Origin of the sequence: Mesorhizobium sp. B2-4-1 (assembly GCF_006442185.1) — a bacterium.
GTDB lineage: Bacteria > Pseudomonadota > Alphaproteobacteria > Rhizobiales > Rhizobiaceae > Mesorhizobium.
This window is the reverse complement of sequence record NZ_VFVN01000008.1, coordinates 108341-120746: the sequence shown is the minus strand read 5'-3', so window position 1 is coordinate 120746 and position 12406 is coordinate 108341. Positions and strand designations below refer to the sequence as shown.

The following is a 12406-nucleotide window of genomic DNA, read 5'->3' as shown; positions in this document are numbered from 1 at the left end:
CTCAATGTTGCACTGCGAAACGCGCCTTTCAATGCCAATCTTCTTGGGCCAGATTGCTCCTAATCGATTTGATCGGCGATGCGCGCCAGGCTCTCCTCGCGACCAAGCACGGCGAGAACGTCGAACACGCCGGGCGAGGTGCTCTTGCCTGTCAAGGCGGCGCGCAAGGGCTGGGCGACGGCGCCGAGCTTGTAGCCGCCGGCCGTCGCATAGTCGCGGATCGCGGCTTCAGCCGAGGCCGCCGTCCAGTCGCCTGAAACCGCCTCGAGCGCGTCGTGAGCGCCACGCAGGACCTTGCGCGCATCGTCATTGAGCAGCAGGGCTGCCTTCTCATCGATCGGCAACGGCCGCGCGGCAAACAGGAAGGCAGCGCCATCGACGAGTTCGACCAGCGTCTTGGCGCGCTCCTTCAGGCCCGGCAGCGCTGCCAGCAACTGCGCCCTGTTCTTGTCGTCGAGGCGTGCGGCCATCGCCGGGCCGCCCTCGAGATAGGGCAAGGTGGCAATGAAGATATCGAACAGCTCGGCATCGCCCATGCGGCGCATATGGACGCCGTTCAGCGCCTCCAGCTTGGCGAAATCGAAGCGGGCGGCGCCCTTGTTCACATCGCCGATGTCGAACCATGCGATCATGTCCTGGATCGACATGATCTCGTCGTCGCCGTGGCTCCAGCCGAGCCGAGCCAGGTAGTTGAGCAGCGCTTCGGGCAGGTAGCCCATGGCGCGGTAGGCCTCCACGCCCAGCGCGCCGTGCCGCTTCGACAGCTTGGCGCCGTCGGCGCCGTGGATCAGCGGTATGTGCGACATTGAAGGCACATCCCAGCCCATGGCGTTGTAGATCACGGTCTGGCGGGCGGCATTGGTCAGGTGGTCGTCGCCACGGATGATGTGGGTGACGCCCATGTCGTGATCGTCAACGACGACGGCATGCATGTAGGTCGGATTGCCGTCCGAGCGCAGGATGATGAAGTCGTCCAGATCCTTGTTGGGAAAGCGCACGTCGCCCTGGACACGGTCATGCACCACCGTCTCGCCTTTGGTCGGCGCCTTGATGCGGATCGCGCCCTTGACGCCAGGAGGCGCCTGCGAAGGGTCGCGGTCACGCCAGCTTCCGTCATAGCGCGGCGGCAGGCCCTTGGCCCGCGCCGCGTCGCGCATTGCCTCAAGCTCGGCAGGGGTCTCGTAGCTGTAGTAAGCCTTGCCCATGCGCACCAGCTCCTCGGCCACCTCGCGATGGCGCGGCGCGCGCTCGAACTGCGAGACGGCGTCGCCGTCCCAGGTGAGGCCGAGCCAAGTCAGTCCTTCGAGAATGGCTGCTGTCGCCGCATCGGTGGAGCGCTCGCGGTCGGTGTCCTCGATGCGCAGCAGCATCGTACCGCCGGTGTGCTTGGCGTAGAGCCAGTTGAAGAGCGCCGTACGCGCGCCGCCGATGTGCAGGTAGCCGGTGGGCGAGGGGGCAAAACGGGTGACAACCTTGTCGGACATACAACTCTCGGGAAACGTCTGGAGCGGGGTGCGGATCACACGCACTTTCGCGCGTTGCGCGTTCATGTAGCATAGGGTGTCGAGGGCGCAAGGGGCAGACCCGATGGCTGGAGCGGGCCGGGGCGCGGAGGAAGGCGAGGACGTCGTTGCCGGCGTCAGCGAACGCTCCCTTTTTGCCATGCCCGCGCCCGCCTCATTGCCGCTGGCGTTGCCGCCCCTACAGCAGCCGGGCAAGTCGCCGCCGGCGGATGTTTCCACGCCGCCCGGCATTCCCGCAGCCGGCGCGGCCGTGCGTCTGCGCCGTGAGTTCGGCCGTGCTTCATGGCCTCGTCTGCGCAACGGCGTGGCCAGAGCGTCCGAGCTCGAACTCGATCGGGGCATAGCCTTCCTGCTCGTGCCGGTGTTCCTGGCATGCGGATCGATCGCCTATTTTTCGCTGGCGGCGGAGCCGGGCTTTGCCAAGCCTGTCGCGGTCGCGATCCTGATGTCGCTGTGCGCGCTCGTTTCACGCTCATGGCCGAAAACGCATCTGTGCTTCATGGCGGCGCTGTTGTGCGCGCTCGGCATGCTCGCCGGCAAAGTCGAGACGTGGCGAGCGGGAACGCGGATGCTGGGCTCGGAAATCTCCACGCAAATCACCGGCCGCGTCGTTTCGGTCGACCAGATGGAGACCGGGCGCATCCGGCTGACCATCGATGTGACATCGACCGCGCGGCCGAAACTACTCTACGCGCCGGAGCGCGTTCGCCTTTCGGCACGCAAGGTGCCGGCTGAAGTGACGGCCGGTTCGCTCGTGACCGGCTATGCCAGGCTGTTGCCGCCGACCGGACCGGTGCGGCCGGACAGCTACGACTTTTCCTTCGACAGCTACTTCGCCGGCATAGGCGCCAGCGGCTTCTTTCTCGGCAACCCCAAAATCGTCTCAGCCGATGACAGGCCGCTGTGGGCCGCCCTTTCAGCCGCCATCGAGAGTGCTCGCGAAAGCATTGCCGACCATATCAGGGGCAGCATCGGCGGTGCCGAGGGCGAGATCGCCGCGGCGCTGATCGTGGGTGTGCGCGCCGGGATTCCCGACGAGATCAATGAAGCGATGCGACGCACCGGCATCTACCACATCATCTCAATTTCCGGGCTGCACATGGCGCTGGTCGCCGGCACGGTCATGGGTCTGCTGCGTGGCGGCTTCGCGCTGTTCCCGAATTTTTCCTCCCGCCGGCCGGTCAAGAAATACGCGGCCGCGGCGGCACTTTTCTCGATCGCCGCCTACCTCGTCATTTCGGGCGTCGTTGTCGCCGCCGAACGCAGCTTCATCATGCTGGCGGTGATGCTGATCGCCGTTCTGTTCGATCGGGCGGCACTCACCATGCGCAATCTGGCTATTTCGGCGATCGCCGTCATCGTGGTGTCGCCGCACGAGGTGGTAGGGCCGAGCTTCCAGATGTCGTTCGCCGCCACCGCGGCCCTGGTCGGCGCCTATGCCGGCTGGTCGGATCGCAAAGCCGACAAAGCGCGGACCCCGCCGCCGCAACGGACCTTGCCTGGCCTGCTGACGCGAAAATTGCTGCTGGCGACAGGTGGGCTGGCGATGACCTCGATTATCGCGGGAAGCGCCACGGCGCTTTTCGCCATCTGGCATTTCCAGCGCGTGTCGCCGCTCAGCCTGTTCGCCAATCTTGCCGTCATGCCGATCGTTTCTGTCGTGATGTTCCTTGCGGTTGCCAGCGCGCTGCTGATGCCGTTCGGGTTCGATGGACCATCCCTTTATCTGATGGGCAAGGGACTGACCGCGATGATCGCCATATCAGGATGGATCTCGCAACGCTCGCCGGTCGACGCGGTCGGGTTGATTTCGCAGCATCCGTCCTTCTGGTGGCGATCGCCCTGGTCATCGCGACGATGGCCACGACATGGCTGCGGCTGGCGGCACTTCCCTTCGCGCTCGCCGGCCTGTTGACCGTCTCGGACACGCGCACGCCGGACGTGCTGATTTCGGAGGATGCCCGCCTGGTGGCGTTGCCGATCGGCGGCGGCGAGCTCGCGATCAACCGGGCGCGCCCGAACGAATTCACCGTCGATAATTGGAAACGCGCGCTGAAGTCCGAAACCATCGTTGCGCCGGAACTGTTCGACAGCGGAGACCGACAGTTCGACATCTTCGATCCCGCGCAACTTCCGGCGGGAGCGCCTTTCTATTGCTTCACGGGCCTGTGCATGGCCCGGCATACCTCGGGGGCGATCATCGCGCAGGTGGAGGATCGCAAGGACGCCTGGAGGGCCTGCTCCTATGCGGATCTGATCGTCATCAACGACCCCGCGGGCTACGATCCCTGCCACAATCCGCTGGTTCTCGTCATCACCAAGCGGCAGCTCGCTCGTAAGGGAAGTGCCGCCGTCTTCTTCGACCAGCAATCGGCGACGGCACCGGCACGGGTCAGCTTTGCCGTCGACAGGCCATATCGGCCTTGGCACGAACAGCGGAAATTCTCACGCGAGGCAAGGGGACTGCCGCCTTACCGCAAACCCGAAAAGCCCACCGCCGACCCCGCTCAGTAGCGCCTGATCAGGCCGACCAGCTTGCCTTGCACCTTGACCCTGTCCGGTCCGAAAATACGTGTTTCATAGGCCGGATTGGCAGCCTCGAGCGCAATCGAAGCACCCTTTCGGCGGAAGCGCTTCAGCGTTGCTTCCTCCTCGTCCACCAGGGCCACGATGATCTCGCCGGGACTTGCGGTGTCGGCATTGCGGATGATGACCGTGTCGCCGTCGAAAATGCCGGCCTCGATCATCGAATCGCCCTTGACCTCCAGCGCATAGTGTTCGCCGCCCATGATCATGTCAGGCGGCACTGAAATGGAATGCGTCTGATGCTGGATGGCGTCGATCGGCACACCCGCTGCGATGCGACCCATGACCGGGATCGACACCGCTGAAACCGCATCGTCGTCATTGCCGGCAGCGGGCAGACGCGAAGACGTCGCCGGCTTGATCTGCCGGCTAGGGCTGCTGCCCTGTCCGAGGCTGCCCTGGATGACGCTCGGGGAGAACTTCTTTGCCGCGTTAAGACCCGGCGCGATCGAGTCCGGCAGGCGCAGCACCTCCAGCGCGCGCGCCCGGTTGGGCAGGCGGCGAATGAAGCCGCGCTCCTCCAACGCCGTGATCAGCCGATGAATTCCCGACTTGGAGGCGAGGTCCAGCGCTTCCTTCATCTCGTCGAAGGACGGCGGAATGCCGCTTTCCTTCAGCCGTTCATGGATGAACATCAAGAGTTCATGTTGCTTGCGCGTGAGCATGGCGGCCCCCAAAGGCATTGCACGAAGGGTCTGGAACCAGAATCAGAAAACAAACCCAGAACAAACACTATCTGTTCCAGTTGTGTTCCGCAACCATTTAAAGTTTAATGAATTTGTTAAGGCGACGGAAACGAAATGCCCTCCCGCAGCCAGCATCCTGCCAGCGCGGTCCGTCGTCAATGCGCTCCCGGGCCCTTTGAAACTATTTTGGTTAATGGCCTGTGGCCCGACCGGTCTCCACTCTTGGCACAAGCCTGCAAGCTGGGTGACCGGCAGGTGCGGGGTGCGTTTGGGCGGATTAAAAACCCCTGCGGCTCGTGAACGAAACGAAACCAAAATGCCAACTTCCTGCGGGAAAACGACGAGGCACCACCACTGGTCGCGATGGGCTGCGTTCGCTCGCTCCTTGCTTCCCGTTCGCTTGACGAAACCGTATAATAATGTACGGTTTTCGAAGAGGAACACCAATGACCACGCCGAAGCAGGCCGCGCGACGCGAACGGATAGAGGAGGCCGCCTATGCGGTGCTCCGGGAAGCCGGCTACAAGAGCGCCTCCCTGCTTGCTATCGCCAAGCGGGCATCGGCCTCGAACGAAACCCTCTACAACTGGTACGGCAACAAGCAGACCCTGTTTCGATCCTTGATCGAAGCCAATGCGGGAGAGGCAAGGAAGCTGCTGGAGGACGCCCTTCACCAGGCGCGCGATCCGCTCGAAACCCTGAACTTGCTCGGGCCAGTCCTGCTGACCCTCGTGACGGGCGACAAGGCGGTGGCGCTCAATCGCGCCGCGGCCGGCGACGTCAACGATACAGGCACGCTTGGCCAATCGATCGCGCAATTCGGCCGCAATGCCATAATGCCGCTTGTTGGCGACCTGCTTCGAACCGCAAGTCGGGCCGGCCTGATCGCCTGTGACGATCCTGCCGAAGCCGCCGACATCTACATCAGTCTTTTGATCGGCGATCTCCAGGTTCGCCGGATCGTTGGGGTGCTCGAGGAACTGCCTCGGGCGGAAATCGAGCAAAGATCGAACCGGGCGTTCACCCTGTTCTTGCGCGTCTATGCGGCCAGCCCTTGCCCGGGCGGCAAAACAGCCGGCCCGTTTCCAGGGCGCTCTTCTCACCGAGGAACATCGCGACCATGAGCAAAATTCCCGATCTCGCAGCGATCGAGGCAATGGACACCGCGGATCCGCTGCGTGCCATGCGTGACCGCTTCACCTTGCCCCAGGGGGTGATCTATCTCGACGGCAATTCGCTGGGCGCCGCTTCGCCCGCCGTGTTCGGCGAGCTGCAGAAGGCCGCCACGCAGGAGTGGGCGCAGGATCTCATCCGCGCCTGGAACACCGCCGGCTGGTTCGACATGCCGGTCGAACTCGGCGACCAACTCGGGCGCCTGATCGGGGCCGCCGCCGGCCAGACGGTGGTCTGCGATACCACCTCGATCAACATCTACAAGGTGCTGCATGCGGCACTCGGGATGCGGCCGGACAGGTCAGTCATCGTCGCCGAGGGGGACAGCTTTCCGACCGATCTCTATATGGCCGAAGGCGTTGCCTCGACGCGGCCGGGCACGGTGCTGCGGCTCGAGGGTGTCGATGCGCCGACCATAGAAGAACTGATCGACGAGCGGGTCGCGGTCATCCTGGTCAACCACGTCAACTACAAATCCGGGCAGTTGCGCGACGTGGCCGCGCTGACGCGGACGGCACATGATGCCGGCGCGCTGATTGTCTGGGATCTCTGCCATACCGCCGGCGCCTTGCCCGTCGAGCTCGACCGTTCGAATGCCGATTTCGCCGTTGGCTGCACCTACAAATATCTCAATGGCGGCCCGGGTGCCCCGGCCTTCATCTACGCGGCCGAGCGCCACCATGGCGATGTCCGCCAGCCGCTCAGCGGCTGGTGGGGCCATGCGCGGCCATTCGCCTTCGAACAGGGTTTTGCTGTCGGCACAGGCATCCGCCGGTTTCTCTGCGGCACGCAGCCTGTGCTGTCGATGCGCGCGCTCAAAGGGGCGCTCGATGTCTGGAACGACGTCGACATGGCAGAGGTGCGCAGGAAGAGCATGGCGTTGACCGATCTGTTCATCCAACTGGTCGAGGCAAAATGCGGCGCCTACGGCCTCGAACTCGAAAGCCCGCGCGATGGCAATGAGCGCGGCAGCCAGGTTTCGTTCCTCCACCCGCATGGCTATCAGGTGATGCGGGCCTTGATCGAGCGCGGCGTGATCGGCGATTTCCGCGCGCCATCCACGATTCGCTTCGGCTTTACGCCGCTTTATGTCGGCTATGTCGATGTCTGGCAGGCTGTCGAGGTGCTGGAAGACATTTTGCGCACGGACGCGTGGCAGGAGGCGCGTTTCGCCGTCAAGGCGGCGGTGACTTAAGAGCCTGTCGCTCAGAAAAGCGCAGTGGGTTCGGGATAACGATATGCAGTCGGCAAAGCTACGTCAGAGCCGGGTGCGGACCTTCCACAGCTCCGGGAACAACTCCACCTCCAGCATCTTCTTCAGGTAGGACGCGCCCGATGTGCCGCCGGTGCCGCGCTTCATACCGATGATGCGCTCGACCGTGGTGACGTGGTTGAAGCGCCAACGGCGGAAATAATCCTCGAAATCGACCAGCTTCTCGGCGAGTTCGTAGAACATCCAGTAGCGCTGCGGGTCGCGGTAGATGATCTGCCAGGCGACAAGGACCTCTTCGTTCTCGGTCCGCGTTTCGCGCCAGTCCGTACGCCTTGCGTCGGCACCGATGTCGAAGCCGTTACGGGCGAGCAGCAGCAGCGCCTCGTCGTAGAGCGACGGTTGCGCCAGGATCGCCTCCAGTTTCTCGCTGAGGTCCGGCCGGTGCTTGTGCGGTCCGAGCATTGCGAGATTGCGGTTGCCGGCCATGAACTCGATGGCACGGTACTGCCACGACTGGAAGCCCGAGGACTGGCCAAGCGCGTCGCGGAACTCGGTGTATTCGCTGGGCGTCATCGTGCGCAGCACGTCCCAGGCATTGTTGAGCTGCTCGAAGATGCGGGCGACGCGCGAAAGCATCTTGAAGCTCGGTTCGAGACGGTCGGCGCGGATGGAGCGGATTGCGGCGCCGATTTCGTGCAGCGCGAGCTTCATCCAGAGTTCCGATGTCTGGTGCTGGATGATGAACAGCATCTCGTCATGGGCTGACGAAAGCGGCTCCTGCGCCTCGAGCACCTTTTCCAGATGCAGATAGTCGCTGTAGGACATGCGCTCCTTGAACGACATTTCCGCGCCCTCGGCGGACGGGTCGTAGGGCTTGCTCAATTGATCTTCTCCGCGCGCAGCCGGAAGCGCTGGATCTTGCCGGTCTGCGTCTTGGGCAAAGCGGCGATGAATTTTACCGAGCGCGGATATTTGTAGGGCGCGATCGTGGCCTTGACGTGATCCTGCAGACGCTTGACGGTCATTGCGTCTGGCGCCACGCCTTTCACGAGCACCACATGAGCCTCGACGATCTGGCCGCGCTCGGCATCCTCGGCGCCGACCACCGCGCATTCGGCGACATCGGCATGCGCCAGCAGCGCCGCTTCGACCTCTGGGCCGGCGATGTTGTAGCCGGCACTGACGATCATGTCGTCGGAGCGCGCTGCGAAGTGGAAAAAACCGTCCTCGTCCTGCCAGAACGTGTCGCCGGTGAGGTTCCACCCGTCGCGGACATAGTCGCTCTGCCTGGCATCGGCCATGTAGCGGCAGCCGGTCGGTCCCCGCACCGCGAGCCTGCCCGCGGTGCCGCGCGGCACTTCGCGCATTTCGTCGTCGACGACGCGCGCCTGATAGCCGCCAACGGCCTTGCCGGTGGAGGCAGGCTTCATGTCATCAAAGCGGTTGGAGATGAAAATATGCAGCATTTCCGTGGCGCCGATGCCGTCAAGGATCGGCTTTCCGGTTTTCTCAGTCCATTCCTCGAAGACCGGCGCGGGCAAGGTCTCGCCGGCCGAAACGGCGACGCGCAGCGACGATAAATCGGCCCCTTCGTCCATGGCCTTGAGCATTGCGCGATAGGCGGTGGGCGCGGTGAAGGAGATCGTCGCTTTGTAGGTTTCGATGATGTGGACCATGTTGGGCGGCGTTGCCTGTTCCAGCAGCGTCGCCGCGGCGCCGAAACGCAGCGGGAAGATGGCGAGCCCGCCAAGGCCAAAGGTGAAGGCCAGGGGCGGCGAGCCGACGAAGATGTCGTCAGGCGTCACCTGCAGGATCTCGCGGGCGTAGGCGTCGGCGATGATCAGGAGGTCGCGGTGAAAATGCATCGTCGCCTTCGGCACGCCTGTCGTGCCTGAGGTGAAGCCGAGCAGGGCGACGTCGTCACGCCCGGTCTGCACCGCGGTAAACGTGACGGGCTTGTCGAGGGCGGCGCGATCGAGTTCGGCGTCGTGGTTGGCGGTGCCGTCGAAGCCGATGACCTGCTTGAGGAACGCGCTGTCCTTGGCGCAGGCGGTCATCTCGTCCATCAGCCTGGTGTCGCACAGCGCTGTGGTGATTTCGGCCTTGTCGACGATCTTGGCGAGTTCGCCGGCGCGCAGCATCGGCATCGTGTTGACCACGACGGCGCCGACCTTGGTGGCGGCCAGCCAGCAGGCCACCATTGCGGGGTTGTTGGCCGAGCGGATCAGCACCCGGTTGCCTGGCTTGACGCCGTAATTCTCGACCAGCGCATGCGCCAGCCTGTTCGTCCAGTCGGATAATTCCTTGTAGGTGCGGCGGCGGCCGTTGCCGATCAGCGCGGTGTGGTCGCCCAACCCTTTCTCGACCAGCCTGTCGGTCAGTTCGACGCCGGCATTGAGCCGTTCGGGATAGTCGAAGCCGTCGAGCAGGAAGTCCGGCCATTGATCCGGCGGCGGCAGGTTATCGCGCGTGAACGTGTCGATATGCGCTGATGGCCCAAGCATTTTCGGCTGCCCCTGTCTGCCTCACGCCCATCGCTGAACAAGGCACAGGATCGCACCAGTCGAAATTTGTTTCAAGCCTAAAATGTTTTGCCCCCGGAGCATTGACGTTGCCGCTGTCGATCGCCATTGCTATCGGCTGAAACGATGCCGTCCGGGGGAGGGTGCCGATGCTCGAACATCGCATTGCCGATTGGGACAATGCCTACGCCAACGGCGCCAACATCGCCGGCAGCGATCGCTGGCCAGCTGCATGGGTCGAACCGGCGCAGGCATTTCGCGATGCGCTTGCGGCAAAGGGCAGGGCTCAGCTCGACATCGCCTATGGCGACAGGCCGCGCAACCGGCTCGATCTCTTCCTTCCCGCCGGGGCACCCAAGGGGCTCGTCGTGTTCATCCATGGCGGCTACTGGCTGGAGTCCGACAAGGATAGCTGGTCGCATCTCGCCAAGGGCTCGGTTGACAGCGGCTTTGCCGTGGCGATGCCGTCCTATACGCTCTGCCCCGCCATACGCATCGCCGGCATCTCCCACGAGATCGGCGCGGCGATCGGCAAGGCGGCGGCGATGGTCGGGGGACCGCTTATGCTGACCGGGCATTCGGCCGGCGGCCATCTCGCCAGCCGCATGGCGGCGACATCAACGCCCCTGGCGGCCGGCGTGGCAAGGCGCGTACGCCACGTCGTTTCGATTTCGGGCCTGCATGACCTGCGTCCGCTTATGCGCACCGGCATGAACGCGGCGCTGAAAATCGATGAAGCCGAGGCGCTGACGGAAAGCCCGGCGCTGCTGCGGCCCATGGATGGCGCTCGCGTCACGTGCTGGGCCGGAGGCGGCGAGCGGTCCGAGTTCTTGCGCCAGAACGCCTTGCTGGCCAATATCTGGACAGGGCTTGGTGCCGTCACGAGCGCGGTGGTCGAGCCGGACCGACATCATTACGACATTGTCGAAGGCCTGGCTGATCCGGTCCATCCGCTGACACGAACTTTGCTTGCGGAGTAGAAAAACGGCGAAACTTCACCTCAGCATTATAACGCTGCAGGCATTTCCTACAGCCGCGGCGGACGCAGACGGTTCGCGCACGATCAGTCCGTTGGCGTCGGCCAGTATCCTCAGCATCGAGGAATCCTGGATGCTGAAAGGGGTTGCCACCAGCATGCCGGCCTCTTGCCTGACCACCGCCCGCACATAGTCCTGGCGCAGATCATTGGCCTGCATGGCGGCGCCCAGCCTTGCCTGACGAATATCTTGCCGGAAATCGCGGCCGCCGAGGCGTGCCAGGAGCGGTTTCAGGAACAGTTGCGAGCAGACGAGGCTCGCCACCGGATTGCCGGGCAGGCCGATGCACCTGATGTCGCCGAGGCGGCCGAACATCAGCGGCTTGCCGGGACGCATGGCGATCTTCCAGAAACCGAGCGTCATGCCTTCGCCGGTCAGCACGTCATGGATCAGATCGTGGTCGCCGACCGAGGCGCCGCCAAGCGTGACGACGACATCAGCGCCGGCCGCGACCGCTTTCCTGACCAGCGCCGCGATGGCTTCCTCGCGATCAGCGGCAATGCCGAGATCAAGCGCATGCGCGCCGACCGATTGCGCGGCGGCGGCGACGCCATAGGCGTTTGACGAAATGATCTGGTCGGGGCCGAGTTCGCTGCCGGGCGGCAGCAGCTCGTCGCCGGTGGCGATGATGGCAACCAGCGGCCGCTTTACGACGCCCACCCGGGGATGGTTGGCCGAGGCGACAAGCGACAGTGCTGCCGGATCGAGCACGCGGCCTTTTTCCAGCAGGATGTCGCCCTCGGAGAAATCGAGCCCGAAGCGGCGGATGTTGCGCCCCTCGGCCGTCGGTTCGACCACCTCGATGCTGCCGCCGCCGAGGTCACGAACGTTTTCCTGGATGACGATGGTGTCTGCGCCTTGCGGCAGCGGAGCACCGGTGAAGATGCGCACGGCCTGCGCCTTGCCGACGGCGCCGTCAAAGCCGCGCCCGGCCGCCGCCACGCCCATCACCGAAAGCCGGGACGGCACGGACGCGACATCGACAGCGCGGACCGCGTATCCGTCCATGGCAGAGGCGTTGAAGGGCGGTTGGGTGCGCAACGCCACCACCGGTTCCGCGAGAACGCGATCCACGGCCTCGAGGAGCGAAACGCTTTCGCTCGCAAGCGGCGCAGCACCCTCCAGCAGGCGTTCGAGCGCTGCTGCGACCGGAAGCAGCGCCATCAGGCGACCGCCCCATCTTCGCCAGCGGCTTTGTAGTCGCCCGACTTGCCGCCGGTCTTTTCGACCAACCGGATGCCGGTGATGACCATGGCACGGTCGACCGCCTTGGCCATGTCGTAAATGGTCAGGCAGGCAACCGAAGCCGCGGTGAGCGCTTCCATCTCGACGCCGGTCTTGCCGGTGACGCGCGCCAGCGCAACGATCTTCAGTCCGGGCAGGGCAGGATCGGGCTCAATGTCGACGGAGACCTTGGTCAAGAGCAGCGGATGGCAGAGCGGGATCAGCTCATGCGTCTTCTTCGCTGCCATGATGCCGGCTATGCGCGCGGTGCCCAGCACATCGCCTTTCTTGGCATTGCCGGCCAGGATCATCTTCAGCGTCTCGGGCCGCATCGAGACGAAACCCTCGGCGACAGCGGTGCGCGTCGTTTCGTCCTTGCCGCCGACATCGACCATGTTGGCCTGGCCCTGCGGGCCGAGATGGGTGAGGGCGGCCGTCATCG

At 64.3% G+C, this 12406-nt stretch carries 9 protein-coding genes and 1 pseudogene; 4 read left to right on the top strand and 6 right to left on the bottom strand.

Annotated features, from left to right (window positions below):
- Nucleotides 1-59 precede the first annotated feature (59 nt).
- Nucleotides 60-1484, bottom strand: a complete 1425-nt coding sequence (gltX, locus tag FJ949_RS20935; RefSeq protein ID WP_140498676.1) for a glutamate--tRNA ligase — start codon at nt 1482-1484, stop codon at nt 60-62.
- A gap of 103 nt (nt 1485-1587) precedes the next feature.
- On the opposite strand from gltX, the pseudogene FJ949_RS20930 reads away from it, so the two are divergent.
- Nucleotides 1588-4037 (top strand): annotated as a pseudogene (locus FJ949_RS20930) (ComEC/Rec2 family competence protein).
- On the opposite strand, the gene lexA reads toward FJ949_RS20930, so the two are convergent.
- Nucleotides 4031-4774: a transcriptional repressor LexA gene (gene lexA / locus FJ949_RS20925; RefSeq protein ID WP_140498674.1), complete on the bottom strand. Its 744-nt coding sequence runs from the start codon at nt 4772-4774 to the stop codon at nt 4031-4033. The pseudogene FJ949_RS20930 and the gene lexA overlap by 7 nt on opposite strands.
- 467 nt (nt 4775-5241) lie before the next feature.
- Between lexA and FJ949_RS20920 the strand changes: the two genes are divergently transcribed.
- Nucleotides 5242-5919: a TetR/AcrR family transcriptional regulator C-terminal domain-containing protein gene (locus tag FJ949_RS20920; RefSeq protein WP_181172122.1), complete on the top strand. Its 678-nt coding sequence runs from the start codon at nt 5242-5244 to the stop codon at nt 5917-5919.
- Entirely contained in the window at nt 5916-7163 is a 1248-nt protein-coding gene (gene kynU / locus FJ949_RS20915; RefSeq protein WP_140498670.1) for a kynureninase, read from the top strand. Before FJ949_RS20920 ends, kynU begins: the two co-directional genes overlap by 4 nt.
- Before the next feature lie 63 nt (nt 7164-7226).
- Here the strand turns inward: kynU and kynA are convergent, their stop codons facing one another.
- Nucleotides 7227-8063: a tryptophan 2,3-dioxygenase gene (kynA, locus tag FJ949_RS20910; protein ID WP_140498668.1), complete on the bottom strand. Its 837-nt coding sequence runs from the start codon at nt 8061-8063 to the stop codon at nt 7227-7229.
- Nucleotides 8060-9685, bottom strand: a complete 1626-nt coding sequence (locus FJ949_RS20905) for an AMP-binding protein (RefSeq protein WP_140498666.1) — start codon at nt 9683-9685, stop codon at nt 8060-8062. Before FJ949_RS20905 ends, kynA begins: the two co-directional genes overlap by 4 nt.
- A gap of 167 nt (nt 9686-9852) precedes the next feature.
- Here FJ949_RS20905 and FJ949_RS20900 point away from each other — a divergent pair, with 167 nt between their 5' ends.
- The gene (locus FJ949_RS20900) at nt 9853-10683 is read left to right on the top strand and encodes an alpha/beta hydrolase (RefSeq protein WP_140498664.1); all 831 of its coding nucleotides are present in this window, start codon (nt 9853-9855) and stop codon (nt 10681-10683) included.
- 15 nt (nt 10684-10698) lie between these two features.
- On the opposite strand, the gene glp is transcribed toward FJ949_RS20900, so the two are convergent.
- Both glp and moaC read right to left on the bottom strand, forming a co-directional pair.
- On the bottom strand, nt 10699-11904 hold the full coding sequence (glp, locus tag FJ949_RS20895) for a gephyrin-like molybdotransferase Glp (protein ID WP_140498662.1): 1206 nt from the start codon (nt 11902-11904) through the stop codon (nt 10699-10701).
- Complete coding sequence (moaC, locus tag FJ949_RS20890) at nt 11904-12404, bottom strand: cyclic pyranopterin monophosphate synthase MoaC (protein ID WP_140498660.1); 501 nt, start codon at nt 12402-12404, stop codon at nt 11904-11906. Before moaC ends, glp begins: the two co-directional genes overlap by 1 nt.
- Nucleotides 12405-12406: the final 2 nt, after the last annotated feature.